Source organism: Streptomyces sp. RLA123, assembly GCF_056270165.1.
Genome location: NZ_JBWDOR010000003.1, coordinates 1,202,754 through 1,229,341 on the forward strand (window position 1 = coordinate 1,202,754; position 26,588 = coordinate 1,229,341).

Here is a 26,588-nt window from a genome sequence, read left to right on the forward strand (position 1 = left end):
CTTGAGCGACCGCGGGCTCGCCGTGGCCTTCATCTCCCCGGCGCTGCTGCTGTTGCTCGCCATGTCGGTGTTCCCGTTGCTGTGGGCGTTGTACCTGTCGTTCACCGACTACTCGGCCACCCGCGGGGGGCCGGCCCATTTCATCTGGTTCGAGAACTACACCGCCATCCTGACGTCGGCGCAGGTCCACCTGAGGGCCTTGACGACGTTGATCTACGTGTTCGGCGCGGTCACCCTGCAGACGGTGCTCGGTTTCGCCATCGCCTACCTGATCTCACGGCGCACGCACGGGCGAGGACTGCTGACCACTTTGTTCCTGGTTCCGATGATGCTGTCGCCGGTCGTGGTCGGGCTGTTCTGGCGATTTATGCTCGACGCGCAATTCGGCGTGATCAACAGCTTGCTCGGCTCGCTCGGCCTGGGGCAGGTGGAGTGGCTCACCCAGCAGCGAACGGCACTGATGTCCCTGATCGTGGTCGACACCTGGCAATGGACGCCGTTCATCATGCTCATCGCACTTGCGGGCCTCACCGCGGTTCCCAAGTACCTGTACGAGGCCGCCTCGATCGATCGGGCGTCCGAGTGGTTCCGGTTCCGCACCATCACTCTTCCGCTGGTGTGGCCGCTGCTCCTCATTGCGGTGTTGTTCAGGGCCATCGAGGCCTTCCGGCTGTTCGACCTCGTCTACATCCTCACCAGCGGAGGTCCGGGGGTCTCCACCGAGACGTTGTCGTTCCATGTCTACAAGGTCGCGTTCCTGGGCTTCAACACCGGAACCGCCTCGGCGTACGGGATCCTCATGGTCCTCGTCGTCATCGTCCTCACGCAGCTCTACCTGCGCTACTTGAACAAGCTCAAGGAGGACTGATGGCCGTATCCGTCGACGAGGCCGCGTCCACAGATCCTGTCCGGGATCACACACCCCCCGCGCGTCGCCTCCGCGGCCGGGGCCGTTCCGTGCTGGAGGTCGCGCTGCTGACCATGCTGGCCGTCGTGATGCTCTTTCCGGTGCTGTGGATGATCGAGACGTCCATCAAGGAGAACCGGGACGTCTACGCCGTGCCGGCCAAGTTCTTCGACTTCAAGGTCACGATGGGCCATTTCAAGGACGTGTTCGTCGCCTCCGGCGGCGGTCGCTCGGCCTTGTCCGTCTCGTTCCTCAACTCCGTCGTGGTCTCTGGGGTCTCCACGGCGCTGGCCACCGTGCTGGGGGTCCCGGCGGCCTGGGCCTACTCACGCTTCGCCGTGAAGGCCAAGAAGGACCAACTGTTCTTCATCCTGTCCACCCGCTTCATGCCGCCCGTGGTGGTCGTGATCCCGATCTTCCTCATGTACCGCCAAGTCGGACTCATCGACACCAAGCTCGGCCTGATCCTCATCTACGCCGCGTTCAACGTCCCGTTCACGATCTGGATGATGAAGGGGTTCGTCGACGAGGTGCCCGCAGAGTACGAGGATGCCGCCATGCTCGACGGCTACACCCGCTTGCAGGCGTTCCGGCGATTCACCCTTCCCCTGCTCCTGCCCGGCATCGCCGCGACGGCGGTCTTCGCACTCATCTTCTCGTGGAACGAGTTCGTGTTCGCCATCTTCCTTACCTCCAGCGACAGCGTGCGGACGGCCCCGCCTGCCATCGCCGGCCTCATCGGTGGAACCACGGTGGACTGGGGTCTCGTGGCCGCCGCCTCCGTAGTGTTCGCCCTACCGGTGCTCGTCTTCGCCTACCTGGTGCGCAAGCACCTCGTCGCCGGTGTGACGCTCGGGGCGGTGCGACGCTGATGGCGGGCATCGAGGTGACCGCGCTGCACAAGCGCTACCCGGACGGGACGGTCGCAGTTGATCACGTGGACCTGTGCATCGGCGACGGCGAGCTGTTCGTGATGCTCGGCCCTTCGGGCTGCGGCAAGACGACCACGCTGCGAGCCATAGCCGGCCTGGAGAGGCAGACGACGGGCGACATCCGCATCGGCTACACGCTGGTCAACGACCTGCCGCCCGCCGAGCGCGACATCGCCATGGTGTTCCAGTTCTACGCTCTCTACCCGCATCTGAGAACCCGCGACAACCTGGCGTTCCCACTGCGGGCCGAGGGACTGCCCAAGGCGGAGGTGCGCGAGCGGGTCGACGAGGCCGCCCGGCTGATGCGGCTCAGTCCGCTCCTGGACCGGCGACCGCACCGGCTGTCCGGCGGGGAGCAGCAGCGCGTCGCGCTTGCTCGCGCCCTGGTGCGACGACCGCGCGCATTCCTCATGGACGAACCCCTCACCAATCTGGACGCGGAGCTGAGGGCGGACATGCGCACGGAGATCAAGCACCTGCAGGGGGAACTGGGGACGACGATGGTTTACGTCACCCACGACCAAGTCGAGGCGATGTCGCTCGGCCACAGAATCGCCATCCTCAACAAGGGCCGCGTCGAGCAGATCGGCACGCCGCTGGAGGTCTACGACCGTCCGGCGAGTCTTTTCTGTGCCGCATTCATCGGCTCACCGCCGATGAACCTGATTGAGGTGGAGGTGGCCGACGGGAAGCTGCGCAGTCAGGGCGGACTGGTCCTCCCGCCACCGCCAAGCCTGCCGCGCGACCGTCGCCTGGTCGCAGGCGTCCGGCCGGAGGCACTGGAAGTCACAGAACCAGGGGCGGAGCGTTCGGCCCCGGCCCGCGTGGTCTCGGCGGAGTGGCTGGGAGACGAAATCATCTACGTGGTTGACCACGGCGGCCAGCGCGACGTACGGGTTCGGATGCCACCGACTGTTCGTTTCGCCGCTGACGCGCCGGTCGGGCTGCGGCACACCGGCGGGCCCCCGCCGGTCTACGACGTGAGCACGGAAGAGCTGGTGGCCTGATGGGAACCGTGGCAGTGCACGGGCTGTGCAAGTCCTTCGGCAAAGTCCAGGCCCTGGACGGGGTGACGCTGGACGTGCCGGACGGTTCGTTCTTCGTCGTGCTCGGGCCCTCCGGGGCAGGCAAGACGACGACCCTGCGAGCGATTGCCGGCCTTGAGCAGCTTGACGCCGGGTCGGTGCATCTGGACGGGAGGGACGCGACCGGTGACTCCCCGGCCGCACGCGACCTGGCCATGGTCTTCCAGAGCTACGCCCTCTACCCGCGACTCACGGCGTACGAGAACATCGCTTCGCCGCTGCGGGCACGCCGCTGTTCTTCGAGCGAGATCGCCGCTGCCGTCGAGCAGATGTCGAGCCTGCTGCACATCGAACGTCTGCTGCAGCGGCGTCCCGCGCAGATGTCGGGCGGTGAGATGCAGCGTGTCGCCCTGGCCCGGGCGCTGGTCCGTCGCCCGCGCGCGTTTCTCATGGACGAGCCGCTGACGAACCTCGACCTCAAGCTCCGCGTCGAGATGCGCACCGAGCTCACCCGCATCCACCGGAGTCTCGGGGGAACCTTCGTCCACGTGACCAACGACCAGGTCGAGGCCCTGTCCATGGCCGACCAGGTCGCGGTCCTCAAGGAGGGGAAGGTGCAACAGGTCGGAACGCCGACCGAGGTGTACGAGCGACCAGCCAACCGGTGGGTCGCAGGCTTCGTCGGGAGCCCGCCGATCAGCCTCCTCCCCTGCCACGCCGAGGGGGATCGTCTGGTCGGGGCGGACGGCTGGACGCTGCCGCGGCCCCGCTGGACCACGGCTGAGGACGGTCGTCCGCTGCTGCTGGGCCTGCGGGCAGAGGACCTGTCCATCGAGCAGCGTGGGGACGCGTCGTTGTCGGGTGAGCTCTACGGCCTTGAGCCGCTCGGTGACCGAACGGTGGTCGACGTCCGAGTGGGGACGGAGATCCTCAAGGTCAAGGCACGACCCACCGTCACGGGTACGCCGGGCGAGCGGCTGCTTATCACGGTCGACCTGGACCGTGCGCACCTGTTCGATGCGGGCACCGGGCTGGCGCTGTCCGAGGCCGGGGGGTAACCGCGCAGGGCGGCGACGTCAACATGCGCCCGCACGTGGCAATCGAGCCTCGGCGGACCGTCACCGGTGAGCACGGCCTGACAACGCTGAAGCGGCCATGGCCCGAGAAGGCGATCGGTGGCGCGGGGCGTCGCCCTGCAGCCAGGGCCAAGGCCACGTTCGACCCGCTCGGCAACCTCGACCCCGACCCGGTCGTGCAACCCGTTCGTCGACGCGCGTGGCGCGATCGCTGAGGTCACGCCGGACATCACCCAGAACATCACAGGAGGCGACCCAATGAGTGACCCGATGAACGTCCTGAACCCCGAGCACCGGCGCCTCCGGATTGGCGACGCCTGGCGCGACGCCGCCGGCGGAGCCACCTTTGTCGTCGAGGACCCGGCAACCGGCAGGACCATCGCCGAGGTGGCGGACGCCGACGTCGTCGACGGGCTCGCCGCTCTGGACGTGGCGAACAAGGCAATGGCGGAGTGGGCGGCGACCCCGCCGCGCAAACGGTCGGAGTTGCTGACCGCGACGTACCGGGCACTGACCGAGCGATCCGAGGAGATCGCCCGGCTGATAACGCTCGAGATGGGCAAGCCGCTCGCCGAGGCTCGGGCAGAGGTGGCCTACGGCGCCGAGTTCTTCCGTTGGTTCGCCGAGGAGGCGGTGCGCGTCGAGGGGCGCTACAACACCGCTCCGGCCGGTGGTTATCGCATCCTCACCGTGCCGAAGCCGGTCGGACCGTGCGTCTTCGTGACGCCCTGGAACTTTCCGTTGGCCATGGGGGCCCGCAAGATCGCTCCTGCGCTGGCGGCGGGCTGCACCACGATCACCAAGCCGGCAGCCCAGACGCCACTCACCATGCTGTTCCTGGCCCGCATCATGGAGGAGGTCGGCGTTCCCCCGGGCGTCGTCAACGTCGTGACAACCAAGCGTGCCGGCGAGGTGGTCTCAGCACTGCTGGCCGACCGTCGGACCCGCAAGCTTTCGTTCACCGGGTCGACCGAGGTCGGGCGCGTGCTGCTACGACAGGCGGCGGACAACGTGCTCCGCACCTCCATGGAACTGGGCGGCAACGCGGCCTTGATCGTGTGTGCCGACGCGGACCTGGACGTCGCGCTGGACGGTGCCATGGTGGCCAAGATGCGCAACATCGGGCAGTCCTGCATCGCGGCCAACCGAATCTACGTCGAGGAGCCGGTGCGCGAGGAGTTCACGGCGCGCTTCGCCAAGCGGATGAGCGCGCTCTCGGTGGGCCATGGTCTCGACGACGGCGTGGACGTCGGGGCGTTGATCGACGAGGCCTCGGTCACCAAGATCGACGAGCTCGTCGCCGACGCGGTCAATCGCGGCGCCCGTGTCTTGGTGGGCGGCGAGCGTCCGGATGGGCCGGGCCACTTCTACCCGCCTACGGTCCTCGTCGACGTGCCCGAAGAGGCGCGGATGCTGGAGGCGGAGATCTTCGGCCCGGTGGCGCCGATCATCTCGTTCACGTCCGACGACGAGGTAATGGCGAAGGCCAACGACACCGAGCACGGCCTGGTCGGATACGTCTTCACCCGTGACCTCCAGCGGGCGCTCCGGTTCACCGAGGGGTTAGAGACGGGGATGGTCGGCATCAACCGTGGTCTGATCTCGGACCCGTCAGCTCCGTTCGGAGGCGTGAAGCAGTCCGGGATCGGCAAGGAGGGGTCGCACGAGGGCATCCTTGAGTACCTCGACGTCACCTACGCGGCGATCGACCTACCGTGACCGGTTTGCTGCTCCGGGTGCCCGCCGAGGATCACCGCGCCCTGTGCACACATGACCTGACCGGCCTCCACCCGTGGGGCGGGACCCGGGCCATGGCCGGCACGAATCCGCTGGCACCCGGGCACGCCGTCGACTCCGCCGGTGTGCGCGCCACAGACGCGGCCGCGGCGGTGGATGGGGCGATCAGCCCTTTCGGTGGTCCCGAAGGCTACGCCCTCGGGCTCATGGTCGAGGTGCTGGTCGCGACCTCGACTCGTACCGCCCTGGGCGACGATGTCCGCGGGACCCTCGACCCGACTGACCCGCCCGCCAGGGGCGACGTCTTCATCGCGATGGACCCGAGGGCGCCCGGGCACGACCGAGTCCGGGAGCCCGGCGCGCGCCTGCGCCACCCGGCAGCCGACGTCGTCCCGGTCTCGCAGGTGAACTGGACGTCCGCCCAGCACATCACCGCCGACGTTCCAGAGAGGCACTGACATGCTTGAGACCGTCCGCGGACCACGCCAGCTGATAGTGGGCGAAGGGGTCGCGCAGAACATCCCACGAGTGGTGGCCGAGTGTGGCTCGCGAGTCCTCATCGTGACCGACCGGGTTCTTCTGGGGCAGCCGGGCGTGGCCGAGATCGTGGCCGCCGTGCGGGAGAAGGTCGAAGTCGTCGGGGTGTTTGCCGACGCGACTCCGGACGTGCCACTCGCCGATGTCGCCCTGGCCGTCTCGGTCGCCGCAGAGGTGGACGCCGACGTAATCCTCGCCATCGGGGGTGGCACGGTGATCGACCTCGCCAAAATCGTCGGCGTCATCCGGCGCCACGGTGGGACGCCGCGCGACTTCTACGGCGAGTCGAAGGTGCCGGGGCCGACGATTCCTCTCGTCGCGGTCCCGACGACGTCAGGCACCGGCTCCGAGCTCACGCCCGTCTCGGTGTTGACCGACCCGGACCGCGAGCTGAAGGTGGGGGTCTCCAGCGTCCACATCGTGCCCGACTTCGCCATCGTCGACCCCGAGCTCACCTACACCTGCCCTGCGACCGTCACTGCCCACTCCGGCATCGACGCGTTTTGTCACGCGGTGGAGAGCTACACCGCGCGACCCCGGGCCCACGGACCGCGCGACCCGGTGGAGCAGGTCTTCCTCGGCCGCAACCCGATCACCGATCACTACGCGCTCCTGGCCGCGAAGCGGATCGCCCGCAGCTTGCCCCATGTCGTCAGGGACGGAGGTGACAAGGACGCGCGCGCGGACATGGCCTATGGGTCCATGCTGGCCGGGATCGCATTTTCCCACGCAGGCAACGCGGCTCCGCACGCCCTCCAGTACCCCATCGGCGCAGCCACCCACACACCGCACGGCCTGGGCGTCGGGCTGCTGCTGCCCTACGCGCTGGACGCGGCCAGGGATGCCATCGGCGACCGGTTGACCATCCTCGCCGGGGTGTGCGGGCTCGACGTGACCGACGCCTCGGATGCCGAGGCCGCAGATACGTTCCTCACCTGGCTCGACGGGCTCCTTGCCGACATCGGCATCCCTGCCACCTTGGCGGACATCGGCGTGGCACGCGCCGACCTCCCGCGCTTCGCGGAGATGGCCAGTGGCGTCACCCGCTTGATCCAGAACCATCCAGGCCCGACCGACACCGCCAGTCTGACCGCGATCCTCGAAGCGGCCTGGATCGGGGACCGGACCCGACACATCCTGACTCCGGAACAGAGATAGTGACGGGCCTTTCACATGACGCCGAGTTCCCTGCCCCACCCTGGGTATCGGAATTGTCGGCTACGACTTAGTACTCCAGCAGTACTTCGTGGCTTGACCTGGGGAAACGTCGAGTGGTGGGAGTGTAGCGGGCAGGATGCCGTCACGGACGGCTTCTGCCCGCTCGCCCCTCGAAGGAGTGCCCACGACGGCAAAGTCGTCCCGGGCCGGGGAAGCCTCGCGTCGTGATCACCGAACAGGCAGCCGAGACCTGGGACCGCGACCTGGACCACCTCTTCACCACCATCGGGCACCACTTCAGCCGCGTCGAACCACGCCGCCGCATGCGGGACTACGTACGCGGACTGTTCGCCCCGGTGGCCCGCAAGAACAGCTGGCAGCTTGCCGAACACGTCGGCCACGCCCAGGACCTAGTGGGCCCATTGCTTGGCGGACGCCGGCATGCCGCGGTACCAGGTCTCCCAGACCGGACGCGCGAGCAGGGGTGGACGGTCCGAGCCGCCGTCGGTCAGCGCGGTCCAGCGCCCAGAGCTCGACCCAAGTCCACCGGAACTTCTGCGGCCGGCGCAGAACGGCGAGCAGCGGCTCAGCGGGCTCGCACCCGAGGAGTCGCATCGGCACGCTCGGGGAACCGTAGCGCTCGTCGAACAGGCCGTCCACACTGAGGCAGGTTCCCGCGGGGCCCTTCGCGTACAGCTCGAAACGCGGGGACTCGGGCCTTCAGGGCGGCACCCCACCCCGCAGTGTCAGGATCTCGCGGGGCGGAGCCACCCGGTCGGCGAAGAATCCGTCGGCACCGGCGCACCGCCCCCACAGGCGCTCGACGCCGTCCTCGTCCTCTTTGACCAGCGAGTACGTGACCGGGAAGTCCTGGCCCACCCGGTGTGGTCCTCGGCGCGCATTCCGTCCCCTCAACGGGCGAACGCCCGACCGTGGTGCGCCTCTAGCGGCCGATCTGCTTGCGTCCCGCGCGGCGCAGGCGGCGGCGCTGGGAGGGGTCGAGGGTGAGGTAGGCCGCCGTGGGGACGCCGAGGACGATCAGCAGGGCGATCCAGTTGGGGAGGAACGCCGCAAGGACCCAGAACGCCACGAGGCCGACCGCCAGGCCGCCGACGACGTACTTCGCGCGATTGGACATCTTCCCTGCCTCCGTCCGCGGCACGCGCCGCGCTCACATGGATAAACGCGGCACGCGCCGTGGCGGTTCCCGCCCGTCGCCGGGCCGGGTCGGGCCGGGCCTTGGGCGGCTACGGGGCCGGGGTCAGTTGTCGTTGGTCCCGGAGTCCTCACGGGGCGGCTGCGGTCCGGCGTCGGCCGTCCGGGCGCCGTCCGGCGCATCCCCGGGGGACGGGGAGGCGGAGGCGGTGGCCCGCCGCTCGTGGTCGCGGGTGGCCTCGGCGCGCACGAGCGCGGTCAGGGCGGCGTAGATGTCCACGGGCATGGTGCTTCTCCTGCGGTGTTCGTCCTGGTGCGGGGCATGGCGACAGGGCGCGCGGCGCATTGCGGGGCGGTGCGATGCGGTCGGCGGCCGGGCGCTGTCAGCAGCGCAGGACGGCGTGCAGGTGGCCGGGGGGTCCGGCGGGGGATGTGTGCCGGGCCGGCCCCGAAAAGGCGGCGGCGACCGGGTCCGCGGCGGCCGCGTCATGGGGGGCGGCCGAGGAGTGGTGCTGGGGTGCGGCGCCGCGGTGCTGGGGGCCGGCGTGCGGGGCGGCGCGCCGGGCGACGTGCGCCGGATGGTGGTGCGTCTCCGTGCCCGCCCCGTCGGTGACGGCGGACACGGCCGCCGTCCGCTCGGGCGACGACACGGGAACCGGCCCCCACAGGACGCACAGCGCGTGCAACAGGCACGTCAGGACCACGAACAGCACCGGCCGGCCGGCGGGCCTGAACCGGCCCGGAGGTCGCCCTGCGGTATGCGGCATGCGCTGCTCCTCCGGATGCGTACTCCTCCCTCCTTACCGGGCCGGGCGCGCAACCCCGCAGCTCACTAGGCTGATCGACGCACGCGTTCACCCTGCCGACCCAACACCCGCGGAAGGAACCGCGCATGCAGCCTCTGGAGGGCATCACGGTCGTGGCCCTGGAGCAGGCCGTCGCCGCTCCGTACGCGACGCGGCACCTGGCCGACCTCGGGGCCCGCGTCATCAAGGTGGAGCGGCCCGGCGGGGACTTCGCACGCCACTACGACCGCACGGTCCGCGGGCTGTCGGCGTACTTCGTGTGGTGCAACCGGGGCAAGGAGAGCGTCGTGCTCGACCTCAAGCAGCCGGACGACCGCGCGCTGCTGGACCGGATCGTGGCCGGCGCCGACGTCTTCGTGCAGAACCTCGCGCCGGGCGCGGCCGGGCGCCTCGGGCTCTCCGCGGAGGCGCTGCGTGAACGCGACCCCCGGCTGATCACGTGCGACATCTCCGGCTACGGGCCGGACGGCCCCTACCGGGACAAGAAGGCGTACGACCTGCTCGTCCAGTGCGAGACGGGGCTGTTGTCGATCACCGGCGGCCCGGAGGCACCGGCGCGGCCGGGCATCTCCGTCGCCGACATCGCGGGCGGCATGTACGCGTACGCGGGGATCCTGACCGCCCTGTACGAGCGTGAGCGGACCGGCGCGGGCACGGCCCTGGAGGTGTCCCTGCTCGACGCGCTCGCCGAGTGGATGGGCCACCCGTTCTACTCGCAGGCGTACGGCGGCGAGCCGGTCGCCCGCAGCGGCGCCCGGCATCCGTCGATCTCGCCGTACGGGCCCTACCGTTGCGGCGACGACGCGGTGGTCTTCCTCAGCGTGCAGAACGACCGGGAGTGGGTGGCGCTGTGCGAACAGGTCCTGCGCCGCCCCGAACTGACGCGTGACCCGCGCTTCGCCGGCAACCCGCTGCGCCGGGCACACGACGAGGAGCTCACCGCGGAGCTGGAGAAGTGCCTGGCCGGGCACACCGCGGACGGCGCCATGGCGCTGCTGGACCGGGCCGGGATCGCCAATGCCCGGCTGCGCACCGTCCCGGAGTTCGCCGGCCATCCACAGCTCGCCGCGCGCTCGCGCTGGCGGGAGTTCGGCTCCCCCGCGGGACCGCTGCGCGGACTGCTGCCGCCGGTGGGCGTCGCGGGCCGCGAGACCCCGATGCGGGAGGTCCCGGCCCTCGGTGCTCACACGGAAGCCGTACGCAGGGAGTTCCCCGGTTGACGGATCCCGCGGCCATCCGGGTGCCGCGCGCACCCCCCGCCGCCGGATCGCTCGGTCGAGCCGGTAGCCTCGGGAGCGGCACGCTGACGATCACGTTCGCAGTGGTGCACCGCCCCCGTGGTCCTGACCCGGACGGGGCGGGCGGCCGGGTCGCCGCCGGGGTCCGCCACAGCGGGACCGGGGCACTCGGCAACTGCGGGCCTCACGCCCCCCGGTAGCGGGTGAACACCGGGAACGCCGCCGCGAGGCCCAGCATCGCCACGACGACCAGCACACCGCCCGCGGTGACCGCCGTCCGCGTCCCGAATGCCGAGCCGGCCGTTCCGTGCAGCAGGTCGGCGACGCGGGGGCCGCCCGCGACGACGACGGTGAAGACGCCCTGCATGCGGCCGCGCATGTCGTCGGTCGCCACCGACTGCAGGATCGCGCTGCGGAACACCATCGACACCATGTCGGCGAAACCGGCGAGCGCCAGGAACGCCGTCGCCCACCACAGGCTGCCGCTGAGCCCGAGGCCCGCGATCGCCACACCCCAGCCGGCCACGGCGATGACGACCATGAGGCCGTGCCGCTTGGACCGCGAGAAGGTGCCCGAGAACAGACCGCCGGCGACCGCGCCGACGGGGATCGCCGCGAACAGCAGGCCGAGGGACAGCCCCTCCCCCCAGGGCGCGTAGGTGGTGGCGGCGAGCTGCGGGAACAGCGCGCGCGGCATGCCGAAGACCATCGCGATGATGTCGGCCACGAACGACAGGAGCAGGATGCGCTGCGCGGTGATGTAGCGGAAGCCGGCCCCGACCTCGCGCCAGCCGCCGCGGCGGGCGACCGCGGCACCGCTCCGGTCCAGCGGGGGCAGCGCGGGCAGCCGGAAGACCGCCCAGACGGTCGCGGTCAGCGCGACGGCGTCGAGGAGGTAGAGGGTCGGCAGGCCGAGGACGGGGATGAGGGCGCCCGCGAGCAACGGGCCCACCACGAGGCCGGTCTGCATGACGGTCGAGCCGAGCGCCACCGCCGCGGGCAGTTCCTCCGGGGGCACGAGCCGCGCGACGGCGGCACTGCGCGCGGGCGCGTTCATACCGACGCAGGCCTGCTGCGCGGCGAGCAGGACCATGAGCAGCCACACCGAGCCGGCACCGAGGAAGGCCTGCACCCAGAACAGCAGTGAGGTGACGGCGACACCGATGTTGGTCACCAGCATCAGCTTGCGGCGGTCCACGCTGTCGGCGACGGCACCGCCCCACAGGGCGAAGACGACCAGCGGGACGAGTCCGGCGATGCTGGAGTAGCCGACCCACGCGGACGAGCCCGTGATGTCGTAGATCTGCTTGGGCACGGCGACCGCCGTGAGCTGACTGCCCACGGCGGTCACGGTGGTGGAGGTCCACAGGCGGCGGTAGGCGGGGTGCCGCAGGGGCCGGGTGTCCATGAGCCAGTGCCGCATGCCGTTGCGGCGCTCGGGTTCACAGGGTTCGTCGGCGGCGGCGCGGGCCGCGTCCTCTATGGGGCTGCCGGCGGTGTTCTTGGTGCTGTCCACGGGGCCTTTTGCTTCCTTGTACAACTATCGCTGACCCGCCGACCCTACCCGCCTCCGTCCCCGCCCGAAATGCGCTGCCCCTGGCAGGGTTCCGGCGCGCGGCAGCAGTGCGGACGAACGGGCGAGGCCGATCGTCACCACCCGGGCGCTGTCGGGCGCCTCCAGGAGCCCGGCGTCCGTTCCCGCGACGATCAGGGCGAGCCGGTGCCCGGCCGGGACGACGTGGTCGGTGGCGGCCGGGGGTGATGGTGGTGGTGCAGGCGCGCCCGGGGACGAGGGGCCGGCCGTGCCGGGCGGAGGCGGCGTGCCCGAGGTCGGCCCAGCCGCGGCTGACCACGGTGTGGGACACGTCCGCGGTGTCCGCCGCGGTGTCGAGGAAGCAGGCGCTGTCGCCGGGGGCGCTCGCGCCCCAGCAGGAGCGGGTGGTGAGGTCGGTGATGCCCTCCTTGGGGCCGGGGAAGTCGCGGACGGCGGCGCGGCCGAGGTCGACGACGACCGCCGAAAGATGCGCGCTCGTGGTGGAGGCCGACGCGGTCGCGTCTGGGTCCGGCCCTCGTTGCCGCGCCAGCAGCAGGAGCAGTACGGGCTCGCGCCCATGATCACCGGCACTTCGCGGCCCGCGGCGGCGGCCTCCCGGGGACGCACGATGCCGGCGGCCACCCGGTCGGTCCGGCCGTCGCCGTCACTGTCGCGTCCCGTGTCGACCCGTACGGCCTCGCGGATGGCGTCGGCGTAGGAGTAGTCGGGCCGGCTGAGCCCGTCCCGCACGGTGCCGCCGGAGGCGGCGTGCGCGGCCGTCACCGGGAGGAGGACGGCGGCGAGGGCGGCGACGACCGCTGCGACGACGGTCGTCGCACGGGCGCGGGCACGGAGGATGCGCGAAAGGGGGGCCACCCACGGACGTCAACGCTTGGCAATGCCATGCCAAACAGGTTCCCGGCCAACTCTTGCCCCCGAAGGGGGCCTTGAGGACGGCCTCCTCCGCCGAGGGCGGCCGGCAGGGCCTCCCCGGCGCGGCCGCGGCGCACGGTCCTGTTGACACATTCGGCGTAGCCGAACTGTCCGGCGAACACGCCCCGTGATGAGCTGGTCACACAGCCGGGTCGACGGGTGGACCGGAGAACCATCCCTCGCGGCGGACCCGGACCACGGCTCGACGGGTGGCACACGCCCCGGGGACCGCAGCCGAATCCCGATTGGCCCCGGGGAGCGCCGGGGCGCGAAAGGAACGCCGGCAATGATCGCTGCCCGCACCACCGGCCTCACGTCCGGCCCCTCCGCCGGCCTTTTTTCCGGCACTGCCGCCCGCCGCACGCCGCGTCGCCTCTTCACCGCACTGGGTGCCTGCGCCGTGCTGCTCACCGCCTGCGCCGCCCCGCCGCGGACCTCCCCCGCACCGCGCCCCGCACCCTCCGGCAGCGAACCGGCAACGGACGGCACGGCAGCCGTGGCATCGCAGTTGGGCCCCTACTACGGGCAGAGACTGGCGTGGAGGCCCTGCGACCGGGCCGACGGATTCCAGTGCACCACCATGCGCGTGCCCCTGGACTACGCCCATCCCGAAGCCGGCGACATCCTGGTCTCGGCCACCCGCAAGAGGTCCACCGGCGGCGGGCGGCTCGGCTCCCTCCAGCTCAATCCCGGCGGCCCCGGCGCGTCCGCGATGGACTACCTGTGGAAGGCAGCCACGGCGTACTCCTCCTCGGTGCGCGGCGCCTACGACCTCGTCGCGATGGACCCCAGGGGCGTCGGCCACAGCACCCTGGTCGACTGCGGCACGGGGCGGCCCGTCGCCTTCATGCAGTCGCCCGTGCCCCCCACGCCCGACCAGGCGGAGATCGACGCGTGGGACACGATGTTCCGTAAGACCGCCGGCGAGTGCGAGCGGCACGTCAAAGGGCTGCTCCCGTACGTCGGGACGCCCGACGCCGCCCGGGACATGGACATGCTGCGTTCGCTCCTCGGCGACCGGCGACTGCACTTCGCGGGCTTCTCCTACGGCACCTACCTGGGCGCGACCTACGCGGAGCTCTTCCCCTCGCGAGTGGGACGCCTGGTGCTGGACGGCGCCCTCGATCCCGCCCTCGACGCGTTCGGCACCACGCTGCACCAGGCCCGCGGCTACCAGGTCGCCTGGGAGGCCTTCGCCGCCGACTGCGCGACCCGCCCCGACTGCCCGGTCGGCCGCAGCCTGCCGGGGGCCGCCCGCGCGCTGGACACCCTGCGGGCCACCCTGGACCTTTCACCGCTCCGGCAGGGCAAGGACGACGAGGTCACGGGCGACGACCTGACCGCCGCGGTCGTCGACGGCCTGCGCTTCCCCGCATGGGACCGGCTGCGCGACGCCCTGCGCGGGTTGCGGACGGGCGACGCCCACGACCTCCAGGAGATCATCGCCGACGGACAGGAGACCAGCAGGGAGGGCGACCAGGCGCAGACCGCGGTCAGCTGCCTGAGCTCCTCGATCGGCCCGCGGCTCAGTGCCCTCCGCGCCGCGGCCGCGCTGCCCCGATTCCTGAGCGTGTCCCCCAGTTCGGCCGGGCATTCGCCGACACCCTGGTGATGTGCACACATTGGCCGGTCCCGTCGCAACAGCCCGTACACCCCATTCGCGCACGGGGCGCCGCTCCGATCCTCGTGATCGGCACGACCCGCGACCCCGCCACCCCGTACCCGCAGTCCGTGGCGCTGGCGGGGCAGTTGGACTCCGGGCGGCTGCTCACCCGCGTCGGCGACGGCCACACCGGCTACCACCGGGGGAACCGTTGCGTCGACGGCGCCGTCGACCGCTTCCTCCTGCGGGGCACCCTCCCGCCCACGGGCACGGTCTGCCGCTGACCCGCGCCCCGCACACACCACGCGCCGGGGAGGACGGGCGTCGTCCCGTCCTCCCCGGCGCGCGTTCACGCGGTCATCGGCCGGTGTCAGCCGCGGCGCCCGCCCCCGCCGCCGCCCAGGCCCTTGTCCAGTCCGGCGCGGCGCAGGGCGTCCGCCATGGCGCCGGAGGGCGCGGGACGGTCGCCGCCGCCACGCGACTGACGGGGCGTGCCGCCGCGCCGCTCGGGACGGGAGCCCCGCTCGGGACGTCCACCGCCGCCGTTGCCCTTGGCGGTGCCGGATCCCGCACCGCCGCCCGCCGCACCGCCGCCGCCCGCCGCCGCGCCGGCCTCGTCGTCGAGCCGGAGCGTCAGGGAGATGCGCTTGCGGGGGATGTCCACATCGAGGACCTTGACGCGGACGATGTCACCGGGCTTCACGACGTCGCGCGGGTCGCTGACGAAGGTCTTCGACATCGCGGAGACGTGGACCAGGCCGTCCTGGTGGACGCCGACGTCCACAAAGGCGCCGAAGGCCGCCACATTGGTGACGACGCCCTCCAGGACCATGCCGGGCGCAAGGTGCTTGAGTTCCTCCACGCCCTCCTTGAACTCGGCGGTCTTGAAGGCCGGACGGGGGTCGCGGCCCGGCTTCTCGAGCTCGGCAAGGATGTCGGTGACCGTCGGCAGGCCGAAGGTGTCGTCGACGAACGCGTCCGCCTTCAGCCCGCGCAGGACGGCGCCGTTGCCGATGAGCGCCCCGATGCCGGTACCGGCGGCGGTGCTCATGCGGCGGACCACCGGGTACGACTCGGGGTGGACGCTGGAGGCGTCGAGCGGGTCGTCGCCGCCGGGGATGCGCAGGAAGCCCGCGCACTGCTCGTACGCCTTCGGGCCGAGCCGGGCCACTTCCTTCAGCGCCGTGCGCGTACGGAAGGGGCCGTTGGTGTCCCGGTGGGCGACGATGTTGCCGGCCAGGCCCTCGGTGATGCCGGAGACGCGGCGCAGCAGCGGCACCGAGGCGGTGTTGACGTCGACACCGACACCGTTCACGCAGTCCTCGACGACCGCGTCGAGCGAGCGCGACAGCTTCAGCTCGGACAGGTCGTGCTGGTACTGGCCGACGCCGATCGACTTGGGGTCGATCTTCACGAGCTCCGCCAGCGGGTCCTGGAGGCGGCGGGCGATGGAGACGGCGCCGCGCAGCGAGACGTCCATGTCCGGCAGTTCCGCGGAGGCGTAGGCCGAGGCGGAGTAGACCGAGGCGCCGGCCTCGGAGACGACGGCCTTGGTCAGATTCAGCTCCGGGTGGCGCTTGATCAGGTCGCCGGCGAGCTTGTCGGTCTCGCGGGACGCGGTGCCGTTGCCGATCGCGACGAGGTCGACCTGATGCGCCGCGGCGAGCTTGGCGAGCGTGGCGATGGAGGCGTCCCACTGGTTGCGGGGCACGTGCGGGAAGATCGTGTCGGTCGCGACGACCTTGCCGGTGGCGTCGACGACCGCGACCTTCACGCCGGTGCGGAAGCCCGGGTCGAGGCCCATCGTGGCGCGGGTGCCGGCGGGGGCCGCGAGCAGCAGGTCGCGCAGGTTGGCGGCGAAGACCCGCACCGCCTCGTCCTCGGCGTTCTGGCGCAGCTGTACGCGCAGGTCGAGGCCGAGCCGGACGAGGAAGCGCGTACGCCAGGCCCACCGCACCGTGTCGGCAAGCCACTTGTCGGCCGGGCGGCCGCGGCCGGTGACGCCGAAGTGGTGGGCGATCTTGCGCTCGAAGCTGGACGGGCCGTCCTCGACCGGCTCCTCGGGCTCCAGGGTGAGGTCGAGGACCTCCTCCTTCTCACCGCGGAACATCGCGAGCACGCGGTGCGAGGGGAGCTTCCCGAACGGCTCGGCGAAGTCGAAGTAGTCGGCGAACTTCGCGCCCGCCTCCTCCTTGCCCTCCCGCACCTTGGAGACCAGCCGGCCCCGCTCCCACATCCGGGTGCGCAGCTCGCCGACGAGGTCGGCGTCCTCCGAGAACCGCTCGGTCAGGATCGCGCGGGCGCCCTCCAGGGCCGCCGCCGCGTCCGCCACGCCCTTGTCGGCGTCGACGAAGCCGGCGGCCTCGTCCTGCGGGTCGAGCCCGGGGTTGTCCAGCAGCCGGTCCGCGAGCGGTTCGAGACCGGCCTCGCGGGCGATCTGCGCCTTGGTGCGGCGCTTGGGCTTGAAGGGCAGGTAGATGTCCTCCAGGCGCGCCTTGGAGTCGGCCGCGAGGATCTGCGCCTTGAGGGCGTCGTCGAGCTTGCCCTGGGACTCGATGGACTCCAGGATCGCGTCCCGCCGCTCGTCGAGCTCCCGCAGGTAGCGCAGCCGCTCCTCGAGCGTGCGCAGCTGGGCGTCGTCGAGGGCGCCCGTCGCCTCCTTGCGGTACCGGGCCACGAACGGCACGGTCGCACCGCCGTCGAGGAGATCGACGGCCGCTTGGACCTGCCCTTCCCGTACGCCGAGCTCCTCGGCGATCCTGCGCTCGACCGAGACCGTTGTCGTCACGATGTGCGACCTGCTTTCTGGCTGGACTACCGCTGCATTATTGCGGAGCCCGGCCGCCGAGCCGCGAGGCTGGGGGCGAAGCCGCGCCGGAGTCCTGGGGCAGCGGCTTCTCGAACCAGTGGCCGGCGTAGCGGTCGCCGTTGTAGTCGTCGATCTCGTGGTAGCCGAGCTTGCTGTACAGCGACCTCGCCTCGACCAGGTCGGCCCGGGTGTCGAGGCGGATGACGCGCGCGCCCAGGTGTTCCACGGCCGCACGTTCGGCCGCCATGACCAGCAGCGCGGCGCCGCCGGTACGGCGGGCGGCGGGGGCGACCCAGACGCGGCGCAGTTCGGCGACGCCCGGCGCGAGCAGCCGCACCCCCGCGCAGCCGGAGGGTTGTCCGCCGTGTCGGCCGACGAGGAAGCGGCCGGTGGGACCGGCGAGGTCGTCACTGGTGTCCTCGGTGAGGAGGTCGTCGATTTCCTTCCGGGTCATCGGCCTGCCGTAGTAGCGGCTGACGATGTCGTCGTAGTAGCGCCACAGCAGGTCCCTCGACAGGGGGTCGTCAACGGAGAGTGGCGATATCTCCCATACGGGCGAAGCGTGGATGTTCTGTCGCGGTACGGTCACGGAGCCCATCGTGCCAGTGCGCCGCGTGACTATCCTCCGGTTATTCGTTGGCGTCTCAACGACACGGGGGCAGGACATGACGCGGTACGCCGCGCGAACGAGCCATCCCATCGCCACCGCGGAACAGACCGGGAACGACGTCCTCGTCTTCGGCCCTGGCGCCGCCGACTGGTCGCAGGACACCTCGGTCGCTTGGCGCTGGAAGGCGCCCGGCGGGACGGGCACCAGCTGGCAGCAGCTGTCGGACGTCCGCCTGCGCAGAACCCAGGCGTACGGGCGGGTCGTGCTGGTCACCGCCCTCGGCGGCCGGGCGGCGATGGTCCGCGAGGACACGGGGGCGATCGTCTGGCAGACGATCACGCCCGCCGACACCCCGCGCGCCATCGAGCGTATCCCGGGCGGGGTGATCGCGGTGGCGTCCGGGGCACCCGGGCGGCTGCGGCTGTACACCGACACCGAGCAGTCCGGACCTTTCCTCACGCTCCCGCTGCCCAGGGCGCACGGCGTGCTCTACGACCCGGAGCGCGCCGCGTTGTGGGCGATCGGCGAGGAGCGGCTGGTGCGCTACGCGTTGTCCGGCAGGGGCCCGGCGACCATGCTGACCGAGCACAGCGTGATCCACTTCGAGGGGCAGGGCGTGGATCTGCAACCGGTGTACGGCGAACCCGGGTCGCTGTGGTTCACCGACACCAACGGCGCCTACCTGCTCGACGCCGACACCCGCAAATACCGGCAGGTGGACGGCGCCGGCGACGTCCGCGCCTACCTCAGCCAGCCCTCCGGCATCCGGATCCGCGCCCGCGGCCAGGTGTCGGGCCCGCGCGTCGGAGGCGGCCCCACGGTCGAGTTCCTGGAGCCCGACGGCACCACGGCGTACTCCCGCACCCGCCCCGGCGCGGAGTTCGCGGCGGTGCGGCTGTGGACCCCGGACTTCCGCTGAGAGCGGTGAGCCCGCCGCGGAGCGCCGTCGCGCGCGATCGCCGGGACCGCTCACGGGCCGTGGGAGCGGTCGTGTAATGATCGGAGGACGTAGAACATTGCCTTGGACAACTGTTTCGCAGCCGGTGCCCGCCCGGGCGCCGAGCCGCCGGCGGGCCGCGGTGCGTCCGTACCGAGCCGGTCCGGCACCCCCGCACACGCCAACGGAGGCATCGCTCCCATGGAATACCGCCATCTCGGCCGCAGCGGTCTGCTCATCAGCGAGATCGCCTACGGGAACTGGCTCACCCACGGTTCGCAGGTGGAGGCGGACGCCGCCACCGCGTGCGTCCAGGCCGCCCTCGAGGCCGGCATCACCACCTTCGACACCGCCGATGTCTACGCCGGGACGCGGGCCGAGTCGGTGCTCGGCGAGGCGCTGAAGGGCGAGCGCCGCGAGGGCATAGAGATCCTCACCAAGGTCTACTGGCCCACCGGTCCCGGCCGCAACGACCGCGGTCTGTCGCGCAAGCACATCATGGAGTCGATCACCGGCTCGCTGCGCCGCCTGCAGACCGACTACGTCGACCTGTACCAGGCGCACCGCTATGACGTGGAGACGCCGCTGGAGGAGACGATGGAGGCGTTCGCCGACGTCGTCCACTCCGGCAAGGCCCTGTACATCGGCGTCTCCGAGTGGCCCGCCGAGCAGATCCGCCGCGCCCACGCGCTGGCGCGCGAGCTGCGCATCTCCCTGGTCTCGAACCAGCCGCAGTACAACGCCCTGTGGCGGGTCATCGAGGACGAGGTCGTCCCCACCTGTGTGGAGCTGGGCCTCGGCCAGGTGGTCTTCTCGCCGATCGCGCAGGGTGTGCTGACCGGCAAGTACGCGCCCGGCCAGCAGCCGCCGGAGGGCTCGCGGGCCACCGACGACAAGGGTGGCGCCAACATGATCGCCCGCTGGATGGGCGACGACGTGCTGGCGGCCGTGCAGCAGCTGAAGCCGCTGGCCGCCGAGGCCGGGCTCTCGCTGGCCCAGCTGGCGGTGGCGTGGGTCCTGCAGAACTCCAATGTCTCCGCGGCCATCGTCGGCGCCTCCCGCCCGGAGCAGGTCGCGGAGAACGTCAAGGCGTCGGGTGTGGTCCTGGAGAAGGAGCTGATGGCGCGGATCGAGGAGATCCTCGAACCGGTCGCCGTCACCGACCCCAAGCGGGTCCACGACAACGTTCCGGTCCGCCGCCCCTGACCGGTCCGGCCCCGCGGTCCGTGCGGACCGCGGGGCCGCAGCCGGCTACTCGGCGTGGCAGTGCGCCCCTTCGCCGCCCGGGGTCTCCCTGGGGAGGTCGAGCGAGGGGTTGCGGTCGAAGAACCCGGTGGGCTTGAGCGTGAAGCCGCTGTGGTCGACCGGCATGACCGGCCACTCCTCCAGCCGGGGCACGTGGGTGGGGCCGAAGGTGTGCCAGACGGTCAGCTCGGTGTTCTCCAGCGTCTCGCCGGGCTCGGTCCAGCGGGGCAGCCCGGCGCCGCCGGCGTTCTGGTTGGGGTAGTCGCCCGCGGGGAAGCGGCGTTCGGGGCGGTAGCGGGTCACCCACACGTGCTTGGTGCCGTAGGCCGCACGCCGGGCGACGGCCGAGTCCGGTTGGGCCAGGAGGACCGGGCCGGGCTGCGGGACGAGGGTGTACGCGACCGGCGTGCCCATGCGGTTGAGCGAGCCGGGGTTGGTGATCCGCCAGCGCCGGCCGGCGAGCGGGTCGGCGAGGCGGCCGCCCTCGGCGCTGTCCGCGAGGGCGGTCACCCGGGTGGTGAAGACGTTCCCGTTGGGGTTGTCCGGTCCGTGCGGGACGGGGACGACGTCCACCTCCTCGACGGTGTTGGCGTGCCCGTCGACGGCAGCGTCCAGGCGGACGCAGAACATGTGCTGGTGGAACGGGGCCAGCAGGCCCGGGGCGATCTCGGTGCCGACCGCGTCGGCGGTGCCGGGCTCGACGGCGGAGGTCTGCACGATGCCGGTGGACTTGGCCTCGAAGCCGATCGTGCCGTCCTGGTAGAAGTACCAGTAGAAGCCGTAGTCGTAGTTGCCCACGGTGGCGATGTAGGAGACGACCAGGCGGCGGGAGCGGCGGCTGTCGGCCGCCATGCCGTTGAAGATGTCGGTGTGCTTCCACAGGAGACCGTAGTCCTCCTCGTGGATGCAGATCGCGTTCGGCAGCGTCTCGGGGTTCCCGAGGTCGTCGCAGAGCACGGCGTCGAGGTAGGCGATCTCACCGAGGCAGTCGCAGCCCAGCTTCAGGGCGTTGGCGTTGCGGCCGAGCAAATACTCGCCCGCGTCGAGGAAGGCGACCCAGTTGCGGTCGTCGCCGGGCTCGGCGTAGGCGACGGCCATCTCGGCGAGTGAGGCGCGGTGCAGGACGGGGCGGACGCGGTCGCCGTCCTCGTGGCCGATCTGGTGCAGGACCAGGCCCTCGCGGCTGTTGAAGTCGACGCGGAAGCGCCACTTCTGCCAGGTCATCAGCCGGCCGGTGAGGGTGAAGGACGGCCCCTCGGGCTGGGTGATCTCCAGCGGGCGCAGGTCCGTGCGGGCGGGACCGTTGAACTCGGCCTCGTAGCGGCCGCATTCGGCCGGGATCGGCACGGCTCCGGTGTCGATGAGGCGGACGACCTTGCGCTCGATGACATCGACGTCGGCGACGAGCCCGGCCACCGGGTGCGCCCAAGGACTGTCCGTGGCGTCGCAGCGCAGCCAGGTCAGGGAGCGCATGAGGCGGGCGCCCGGCCGGTCCTCGAAGCGCAGCGGGCCGGCGCCCAGGGGGCCGCGATGGCCAGGTCGAAGTCGGTGACTCCGCGCTCGGCCATGGCCTTGCGCCAGCCCGGGTCGGCCTTGACGACCTGCTCGACGATCTCGTACTCCTCGAAGGTGACCGGCGGCTGGCCCTCCTGCGCGGTGTCGAGCGCGCGGTGGGCGACGACGACGCCCGCGGTGACGTCCACCAGTGCCTCGGCGGCGTCGCCGGTCGCGGAGTCCAGCAGGGTGACGCGCAGACGGCGGACGACGGGGTCGCCGTCGCGGTGGGCGTCGGCGGTGTGCCGGTCGGGCTCGTCGAGCAGCACCAGGGGGAAGCGGGTCGTGTCGGTGACCCTGCCCTCCTCGGTGAGGATGCGGCGGGCGGCGGCGATCTCGTCCGCGGTCAGCGGATCGAGGGGGTGCGGCGCGGCGGGAGAGGTGCCGGCGTCGGTGTGGCAGCAGGAGGACATGGGACAACTCTCCGATGTGCGTGATTCGTTGCGCTACGGGATGGTGCGGGCACGCGGCCGGCCCGCCGCCCCCTTTCGGGGCGCGGCGGGCCGGGCGGGGTCAGGATGCGGCGGGCTCCGCCTGCTCCTGGCCGGCCGCGTTCTCGCGTGCCTGCTCGATCCGGAACGCCTCGTTGCCGAGCCCGATTCGGGCGTGCACCTCGGGGCGCGTGGAGCGCAGGACCACGCCGTAGACGAGACCGCCGACGACGGTGACGCCGATGATGCCGGGCAGGATCCAGGAGACCGCGGAGCCCGCGCCCGCCACCAGGACGTCGAAGTCCTTGACGGCGTAGACGGCGATGACGACCAGCGCGACGCCCGCCAGCGCGGAGGCGGCGATCCTCGGCGCCTGGGTGCGCAGCGCGCCACGCCGGACGAAGTAGCCGATGATGGCGAAGGCCGTGGTCGCCAGCAGCACGATGATGCCCAGCGCGCCGACGTTGCCGCCCCAGGTGAAGAGCTTGAGCACAGGCGCGGTCGGGTCGTGGTCGCCGGCGGCGCTGGTGTCGGTGACGGCGAAGGCGACGACGAAGACGAGGGAGATGACGGTCTGCAGCAGCGAACCGTGTGCGGGCGCACCGCTCTTGGGGTTGGTGCGACCGAAGGCCGCGGGCAGCAGGGCCTCGCGGCCCATGGCGAAGGCGTAGCGGGCGACGACGTTGTGGAAGCTGAGCAGGCAGGCGAACATACCGGTCACGTACAGGACGTGCAGGACGTCGGTGAAGGTGTTGCCGATGATCGACTCACTGAGACCGAACAGCAGCCCCGGTCCCTGCTTCTGCGACTGGCCGACGATCTGTGAGGGACCGGTGGCCACGCTCAGCGCCCAGGAGCTGACGGCGAAGAAGACCGCCACAAAGGTGACGGCGAGGAAGGTGACCCGGGCGACGAGCACGTGCGGGCGGCTGGTCTCCTCGGCGTAGACAGGGGGCTGCTCGAAGCCGACGAACGCGGCGATGCACAGGCACAGCGCGGTGCCGAGCCCGGCGCCGCTGAGGGTGGCCGGGTCGAAGGCGTGCAGCGACAGCCCCTCCTTGGCGGAGGGGTGACCGATGGCGGCGACGTCGAAGATGACGACGAGGGAGATCTCGATCAGCAGGAGGACGCCGAGGACCTTGGCGTTGAGGTCGATCTTCAGCCAGCCGAGTGCGCCGACCAAGAGGACACCGAGCAGGGCCGGGATCCACCAGGCGATCGTGATGTCGAGGTAGCTCTCGAACAGCCCGGAGATCTCGAAGCCGAACAGGCCGTAGACGCCGAACTGCAAGGCGCTGTACGACACGAGGGCGAGGATCGACGCACCGGCGCCTGCGGTGCCGCCGAGGCCGCGCGCGATGTAGGCGTAGAAGGCACCCGCGTTGTGGACGTGGCGGCTCATCTCGGCGTACCCGACGCTGAAGAGGATGAGCACGACGCCGAGGATCACGAACAGCAGCGGCTGCCCGACGATGCCCATGACCCCGTACGCGGTGGGCATGACGCCCGCGACGACCATCAGCGGGGCGTTGGCGGCGACCACGGACAGCAGCAGGCCGGGCAGGCCGAGCCGGTCGGCCCGCAGGGCTCTCTCCTCGCCCTTGAACGTGCTGATCCCGGTATTGCCCCTCAGCATGGCGGGTCCTTTCCTTGTGGGTGACTGGGTGTGCTGTGCGTCGATGGGGGGTCCCTAGGGGGATCCGGGGCCGAGCACGGCCTCGCGCGCGGCGCGGAAGGCCTTGCCGGGGTCGCGGTCGGGGTACGCCCACGGGATGCGGGTGGCGTGGCCCCCGATGCGGTTGAACAGGGCCGCCGCCTCGGCGGTGCGGCCTTGCAGGTATTGGGCGTGGACAAGGAAGTTGAGGTCGAGGTAGAGCCGCGGATGGTCGCGGTCGTCCCACTCCAGCCACCAGTCGAAGGCCCGCTTGAGGGCCTGCCGTGCGCGCCAGCCGCGCCAGTGCTCCGAATCCGCCGGGTCGGCGGGCTCGGCGCCGGCGGCGGCCAGCACGCGGTAGAGCTCGGCGTGGGCGACGACCGGCAGGACGGCCAGCGGGGATCCTTCGGGGGCGTCGCCCGCGGCCCACTCGGCGAACTCGTACACCTCGTGGAACTGGCCGCCGTCCGCCGGGGACTGGGGGCGCTCGGCCAGGCTGGCAGCCATCAACTGGTGGCCGTGGTGGTGGTCGCGGTGGCGGCCGCGCACCTGGTCGAAGGCGCGCATCCGGTCGTCGTCGGTGCCGGTGTGGCGGGCCAGGATCAGCAGGCACAGCCAGGGCGTCGGATCGGCGGGGGCCAGGGCGGCGGCGGTCAGGCATGCCTCGCGGGCGCTCTCGGGACTCTCCTTGCCGGCGACGGCGCGGAAGACCAGGGCGCAGCCGAGCAGGGCGGCCGCGTCGGGACTGTCCGGTTCGGCGAGCTGCCACTCACGGGCCCAGGTACTGCTCGCCCGGCCCTCGCCGAGCACGACCAGGCGGTGGCCGCGGCGGTCCCAGGCGTCCCCTGTCTCGGCGAGCAGGGTGCGGGCCTCGGACCAGCGGCCCTGGGCGAAGGCGGCACGGGCGGCGGCCAGCGGTTCGTCGTCCAGTGCGGGGTCGAACCGCAGTTCGTCCCGGGAACGGAATCCGAACGGGGGTGGAGGAGTCATCCTCGGGGTGCCTCCACGGCGCGCACGTCATGTCCGGCCCGGGTCGGGACTTCCCCTTCGGCGTCCGGTGATCAGCTGATCACGCACAGCCAACCGGTACAGGCAGGTCCGCTTCAAGACCGGCCCCGTTGTCTCGATGTAGTCCCACGCGCCCCCGCCGACCGCCCGCGACCAGAGCTAACGGGGCATCAGGGCACGGAACGGACAGGTTCGGCGGGAAAGGCTGCGCAAGGTGGCGTGCGCCTGATATTCGAACGTACGAAGCGGGAACGAAGGAGTCATTCGGTGGCGGACGATGCCGCGCCCGCGCCATCGCACCCCCTGGCGTACGTCAGGCGGAGCCATGGCTGGAGCTACCAGGACCTCGCCCGGGTCGTCGCGGAGAACGCGCGCGCCCTCGGCGTGCCCATGGCGGCACGGCGGGAGAAGGTCTGGCGCTGGGAGCACTGGGGCGTGGTGCCAGAACGGGACAGCCAGCGCGCACTGGCCCGGGCGCTCGGCGTGCCCTTGCGAGAGGTGGACGCGCGCCCGTGGCCCGGCTGGCTGCCGGCACCGGCAGGCCTGCCGGAGGGACTGGGCTGGGACCGCGCGGGCGCCCTCGGCGCCCTTGAGGCGCTTCTCGACAGCGGCGGCCGCGACCCGCGGGGCTACCCGGTCGTGGAGGGGCCGGAGTTCCGCGTCGCGATCGGGGAGTGGTCACGGGCGGCGCCCGTGGGCCCCGCCACCACGCCCGAACCGGCCCCGCGCGGCGACGACTTCGACGTGGAGACCACGGCCTGGCTGGAGTGGGGCCTGCACGGGCTCTTCCGGCTCGACGGCCGGCTCGGCGGCGGAGCCGTACGGCACCGCGTCGAGGCCGACCTGCGCATCGCCCTGGAACTGATCCGCCAGGGGCCGTTCGCGGACGCCGACGACATCCGGCTCCTGCGCACGGCCACCGAGCTGACCCGGCTGGGCGGCCGTGCCGCCGTCGACACCGGCCGGCACGGCGCCGCCCAGCGGTACTTCCTCACCGGGCTCCGGCTCGCGCACGCCTCGGGCGACGGGACCCAGGCGGCCCGCCTGTGGGCCGAACTGAGCCTTCAGGCGGTACTCAACGGACGTCACGACGACGCGCTCGCGGGCGTGGCTGCCGCCGAGGACGCACCCGCCGCCCTTCCGCCCGCCGTCCGCGCGACGCTCGCCATGTGCCGCGCCCGCGCGCACGCGGGGCTGGGCGGGGAACCGGCCGCCCGCCGGGCGCTGGAGGAGGCCGCCGGCCTCCTGGATCCGGTCCGGGACGACGCCGAGGCCGAACTCCTCGCCCACAGCGGCCTCGCGCTGCTCGACCTCGGCCACCCCGGGGAGGCCGCCCGCACTCTGGACAAGGCCCTGCCCCTCCTGCCCCCGTCCCACCGCCGCGACCTCGCCCTCCACACCGCCCACGCCGCCCTCGCACGCGCCCTCTCCGGCGACCCCGACGGGGCCCGCCCTCTCGCCGCCCACGCCGCCCGTCTGGCCCGCACCTGCCTCTCCCCCCGGGCCACGGAGGCCGCGGAACGCGCCGTGGCGGCGTCCTCGGCCCCGGGGCGGGAACTCCGTGCCGACGAGGCACTGTCGGCCTCGGAAGGCGCACCGGTCCCGGGTGGCGGTGCGGAACCCGGTCCGGCGTCGTGAAGCGGACGGTGACGGCGATGCGGGCGGCGACGACCAGGCGAGCGGCGGCTCGTCATCCGCG

26 protein-coding genes and 1 pseudogene are annotated in these 26,588 nt (G+C 71.9%); 15 read left to right on the forward strand and 12 right to left on the reverse strand.

Annotated features, from left to right (window positions below; all coding sequences use genetic code 11):
- Nucleotide 1 precedes the first annotated feature (1 nt).
- The 9 genes and pseudogenes from RV983_RS05545 to RV983_RS05585 form a co-directional block, all read left to right on the forward strand.
- Nucleotides 2–868, forward strand: a complete 867-nt coding sequence (locus RV983_RS05545; RefSeq protein WP_475984645.1) for a carbohydrate ABC transporter permease — start codon at nucleotides 2–4, stop codon at nucleotides 866–868.
- Nucleotides 868–1,779, forward strand: a complete 912-nt coding sequence (locus RV983_RS05550) for a carbohydrate ABC transporter permease (RefSeq protein ID WP_475984646.1) — start codon at nucleotides 868–870, stop codon at nucleotides 1,777–1,779. Before RV983_RS05545 ends, RV983_RS05550 begins: the two co-directional genes overlap by 1 nt.
- A complete protein-coding gene (locus RV983_RS05555; RefSeq protein WP_475984647.1) occupies nucleotides 1,779–2,846 on the forward strand; it encodes an ABC transporter ATP-binding protein in 1,068 nt (355 codons plus the stop codon). Before RV983_RS05550 ends, RV983_RS05555 begins: the two co-directional genes overlap by 1 nt.
- Complete coding sequence (locus tag RV983_RS05560; RefSeq protein WP_475984648.1) at nucleotides 2,846–3,922, forward strand: ABC transporter ATP-binding protein; 1,077 nt, start codon at nucleotides 2,846–2,848, stop codon at nucleotides 3,920–3,922. The genes RV983_RS05555 and RV983_RS05560 overlap by 1 nt, the downstream gene beginning before the upstream one ends.
- 23 nt (nucleotides 3,923–3,945) lie before the next feature.
- Nucleotides 3,946–4,155, forward strand: coding sequence for an FAD-linked oxidase C-terminal domain-containing protein (locus RV983_RS05565; RefSeq protein WP_475984649.1), 210 nt, complete (start codon nucleotides 3,946–3,948; stop codon nucleotides 4,153–4,155).
- 43 nt (nucleotides 4,156–4,198) lie between these two features.
- Nucleotides 4,199–5,659, forward strand: a complete 1,461-nt coding sequence (locus RV983_RS05570; RefSeq protein WP_475984650.1) for an NAD-dependent succinate-semialdehyde dehydrogenase — start codon at nucleotides 4,199–4,201, stop codon at nucleotides 5,657–5,659.
- Entirely contained in the window at nucleotides 5,656–6,135 is a 480-nt protein-coding gene (locus RV983_RS05575; RefSeq protein ID WP_475984651.1) for an Ldh family oxidoreductase, read from the forward strand. The genes RV983_RS05570 and RV983_RS05575 overlap by 4 nt, the downstream gene beginning before the upstream one ends.
- Nucleotide 6,136: 1 nt before the next feature.
- Complete coding sequence (locus RV983_RS05580) at nucleotides 6,137–7,372, forward strand: iron-containing alcohol dehydrogenase (protein WP_475984652.1); 1,236 nt, start codon at nucleotides 6,137–6,139, stop codon at nucleotides 7,370–7,372.
- A 263-nt stretch (nucleotides 7,373–7,635) separates the two neighbouring features.
- Nucleotides 7,636–7,773: pseudogene (locus RV983_RS05585) on the forward strand (IS701 family transposase); the annotation flags it as partial.
- Between the two features lie 319 nt (nucleotides 7,774–8,092).
- Here the strand turns inward: RV983_RS05585 and RV983_RS05590 are convergent.
- The 4 genes from RV983_RS05590 to RV983_RS05605 all read right to left on the reverse strand — a co-directional run bounded on the left by RV983_RS05590 (nucleotide 8,093) and on the right by RV983_RS05605 (nucleotide 9,294).
- Entirely contained in the window at nucleotides 8,093–8,251 is a 159-nt protein-coding gene (locus tag RV983_RS05590) for a hypothetical protein (protein ID WP_475984653.1), read from the reverse strand.
- Between the two features lie 64 nt (nucleotides 8,252–8,315).
- Nucleotides 8,316–8,510, reverse strand: coding sequence for a hypothetical protein (locus tag RV983_RS05595; RefSeq protein ID WP_319658126.1), 195 nt, complete (start codon nucleotides 8,508–8,510; stop codon nucleotides 8,316–8,318).
- Nucleotides 8,511–8,633: 123 nt separating this feature from the next.
- Nucleotides 8,634–8,813 (reverse strand): hypothetical protein, encoded by a 180-nt coding sequence (locus RV983_RS05600; RefSeq protein WP_475984654.1) that lies wholly within the window; start codon nucleotides 8,811–8,813, stop codon nucleotides 8,634–8,636.
- Between the two features lie 97 nt (nucleotides 8,814–8,910).
- Entirely contained in the window at nucleotides 8,911–9,294 is a 384-nt protein-coding gene (locus RV983_RS05605) for a hypothetical protein (RefSeq protein WP_475984655.1), read from the reverse strand.
- A 125-nt stretch (nucleotides 9,295–9,419) separates the two neighbouring features.
- Between RV983_RS05605 and RV983_RS05610 the strand changes: the two genes are divergently transcribed.
- Nucleotides 9,420–10,553, forward strand: coding sequence for a CaiB/BaiF CoA transferase family protein (locus RV983_RS05610; protein ID WP_475984656.1), 1,134 nt, complete (start codon nucleotides 9,420–9,422; stop codon nucleotides 10,551–10,553).
- Nucleotides 10,554–10,755: 202 nt separating this feature from the next.
- Here the strand turns inward: RV983_RS05610 and RV983_RS05615 are convergent, their stop codons facing one another.
- Both RV983_RS05615 and RV983_RS05620 read right to left on the reverse strand, forming a co-directional pair.
- Entirely contained in the window at nucleotides 10,756–12,054 is a 1,299-nt protein-coding gene (locus tag RV983_RS05615) for an MFS transporter (RefSeq protein ID WP_475990230.1), read from the reverse strand.
- Complete coding sequence (locus RV983_RS05620) at nucleotides 12,014–12,667, reverse strand: CocE/NonD family hydrolase C-terminal non-catalytic domain-containing protein (protein WP_475990231.1); 654 nt, start codon at nucleotides 12,665–12,667, stop codon at nucleotides 12,014–12,016. Before RV983_RS05620 ends, RV983_RS05615 begins: the two co-directional genes overlap by 41 nt.
- 657 nt (nucleotides 12,668–13,324) lie before the next feature.
- Here RV983_RS05620 and RV983_RS05625 point away from each other — a divergent pair.
- Complete coding sequence (locus RV983_RS05625; RefSeq protein WP_475984657.1) at nucleotides 13,325–14,650, forward strand: alpha/beta fold hydrolase; 1,326 nt, start codon at nucleotides 13,325–13,327, stop codon at nucleotides 14,648–14,650.
- On the forward strand, nucleotides 14,650–14,925 hold the full coding sequence (locus tag RV983_RS05630; protein ID WP_475984658.1) for an alpha/beta hydrolase: 276 nt from the start codon (nucleotides 14,650–14,652) through the stop codon (nucleotides 14,923–14,925). Before RV983_RS05625 ends, RV983_RS05630 begins: the two co-directional genes overlap by 1 nt.
- An 86-nt stretch (nucleotides 14,926–15,011) precedes the next feature.
- Here RV983_RS05630 and RV983_RS05635 read toward each other — a convergent pair whose 3' ends face one another.
- Together RV983_RS05635 and RV983_RS05640 are read right to left on the reverse strand one after the other, a co-directional pair.
- Nucleotides 15,012–17,429, reverse strand: a complete 2,418-nt coding sequence (locus RV983_RS05635; protein WP_475984659.1) for a Tex family protein — start codon at nucleotides 17,427–17,429, stop codon at nucleotides 15,012–15,014.
- Nucleotides 17,430–17,466: 37 nt separating this feature from the next.
- Nucleotides 17,467–18,039, reverse strand: a complete 573-nt coding sequence (locus tag RV983_RS05640; protein ID WP_475984660.1) for a GNAT family N-acetyltransferase — start codon at nucleotides 18,037–18,039, stop codon at nucleotides 17,467–17,469.
- A gap of 76 nt (nucleotides 18,040–18,115) precedes the next feature.
- Between RV983_RS05640 and RV983_RS05645 the strand changes: the two genes are divergently transcribed.
- Nucleotides 18,116–18,979 carry a DUF6528 family protein gene (locus RV983_RS05645; protein WP_475984661.1) on the forward strand — a complete coding sequence of 288 codons (864 nt, stop codon included), beginning with the start codon at nucleotides 18,116–18,118 and terminating at the stop codon, nucleotides 18,977–18,979.
- A gap of 219 nt (nucleotides 18,980–19,198) precedes the next feature.
- Nucleotides 19,199–20,203, forward strand: coding sequence for an aldo/keto reductase family protein (locus RV983_RS05650; protein ID WP_475984662.1), 1,005 nt, complete (start codon nucleotides 19,199–19,201; stop codon nucleotides 20,201–20,203).
- 45 nt (nucleotides 20,204–20,248) lie between these two features.
- Here the strand turns inward: RV983_RS05650 and RV983_RS05655 are convergent, their stop codons facing one another.
- The 4 genes from RV983_RS05655 to RV983_RS05670 all read right to left on the reverse strand — a co-directional run bounded on the left by RV983_RS05655 (nucleotide 20,249) and on the right by RV983_RS05670 (nucleotide 24,871).
- Nucleotides 20,249–21,715 carry a primary-amine oxidase gene (locus RV983_RS05655; protein ID WP_475984663.1) on the reverse strand — a complete coding sequence of 489 codons (1,467 nt, stop codon included), beginning with the start codon at nucleotides 21,713–21,715 and terminating at the stop codon, nucleotides 20,249–20,251.
- Entirely contained in the window at nucleotides 21,703–22,209 is a 507-nt protein-coding gene (locus RV983_RS05660) for a hypothetical protein (protein ID WP_475984664.1), read from the reverse strand. Before RV983_RS05660 ends, RV983_RS05655 begins: the two co-directional genes overlap by 13 nt.
- Before the next feature lie 100 nt (nucleotides 22,210–22,309).
- Nucleotides 22,310–23,863, reverse strand: a complete 1,554-nt coding sequence (locus RV983_RS05665; protein ID WP_475984665.1) for an APC family permease — start codon at nucleotides 23,861–23,863, stop codon at nucleotides 22,310–22,312.
- Nucleotides 23,864–23,917: 54 nt separating this feature from the next.
- On the reverse strand, nucleotides 23,918–24,871 hold the full coding sequence (locus tag RV983_RS05670; protein ID WP_475984666.1) for a hypothetical protein: 954 nt from the start codon (nucleotides 24,869–24,871) through the stop codon (nucleotides 23,918–23,920).
- Nucleotides 24,872–25,156: 285 nt separating this feature from the next.
- Here RV983_RS05670 and RV983_RS05675 point away from each other — a divergent pair, with 285 nt between their 5' ends.
- Nucleotides 25,157–26,527, forward strand: a complete 1,371-nt coding sequence (locus RV983_RS05675; protein ID WP_475984667.1) for a hypothetical protein — start codon at nucleotides 25,157–25,159, stop codon at nucleotides 26,525–26,527.
- Nucleotides 26,528–26,588: the final 61 nt, after the last annotated feature.

Bases quoted from the DNA above. Each gene is read 5' to 3' on its own strand.
- RV983_RS05565 (WP_475984649.1), top strand. From the start codon at position 3,946: ATGCGCCCGCACGTGGCAATCGAGCCTCGGCGGACCGTCACCGGTGAG.
- RV983_RS05570 (WP_475984650.1), top strand. From the start codon at position 4,199: ATGAGTGACCCGATGAACGTCCTGAACCCCGAGCACCGGCGCCTCCGG.
- RV983_RS05665 (WP_475984665.1), bottom strand. From the start codon at position 23,863: ATGCTGAGGGGCAATACCGGGATCAGCACGTTCAAGGGCGAGGAGAGA.
- RV983_RS05605 (WP_475984655.1), bottom strand. From the start codon at position 9,294: ATGCCGCATACCGCAGGGCGACCTCCGGGCCGGTTCAGGCCCGCCGGC.
- RV983_RS05660 (WP_475984664.1), bottom strand. From the start codon at position 22,209: ATGTCCTCCTGCTGCCACACCGACGCCGGCACCTCTCCCGCCGCGCCG.
- RV983_RS05580 (WP_475984652.1), top strand. From the start codon at position 6,137: ATGCTTGAGACCGTCCGCGGACCACGCCAGCTGATAGTGGGCGAAGGG.
- RV983_RS05550 (WP_475984646.1), top strand. From the start codon at position 868: ATGGCCGTATCCGTCGACGAGGCCGCGTCCACAGATCCTGTCCGGGAT.
- RV983_RS05655 (WP_475984663.1), bottom strand. From the start codon at position 21,715: ATGCGCTCCCTGACCTGGCTGCGCTGCGACGCCACGGACAGTCCTTGG.
- RV983_RS05625 (WP_475984657.1), top strand. From the start codon at position 13,325: ATGATCGCTGCCCGCACCACCGGCCTCACGTCCGGCCCCTCCGCCGGC.
- RV983_RS05595 (WP_319658126.1), bottom strand. From the start codon at position 8,510: ATGTCCAATCGCGCGAAGTACGTCGTCGGCGGCCTGGCGGTCGGCCTC.
- RV983_RS05630 (WP_475984658.1), top strand. From the start codon at position 14,650: ATGTGCACACATTGGCCGGTCCCGTCGCAACAGCCCGTACACCCCATT.
- RV983_RS05600 (WP_475984654.1), bottom strand. From the start codon at position 8,813: ATGCCCGTGGACATCTACGCCGCCCTGACCGCGCTCGTGCGCGCCGAG.
- RV983_RS05670 (WP_475984666.1), bottom strand. From the start codon at position 24,871: ATGACTCCTCCACCCCCGTTCGGATTCCGTTCCCGGGACGAACTGCGG.
- RV983_RS05650 (WP_475984662.1), top strand. From the start codon at position 19,199: ATGGAATACCGCCATCTCGGCCGCAGCGGTCTGCTCATCAGCGAGATC.
- RV983_RS05645 (WP_475984661.1), top strand. From the start codon at position 18,116: ATGACGCGGTACGCCGCGCGAACGAGCCATCCCATCGCCACCGCGGAA.
- RV983_RS05555 (WP_475984647.1), top strand. From the start codon at position 1,779: ATGGCGGGCATCGAGGTGACCGCGCTGCACAAGCGCTACCCGGACGGG.
- RV983_RS05610 (WP_475984656.1), top strand. From the start codon at position 9,420: ATGCAGCCTCTGGAGGGCATCACGGTCGTGGCCCTGGAGCAGGCCGTC.
- RV983_RS05560 (WP_475984648.1), top strand. From the start codon at position 2,846: ATGGGAACCGTGGCAGTGCACGGGCTGTGCAAGTCCTTCGGCAAAGTC.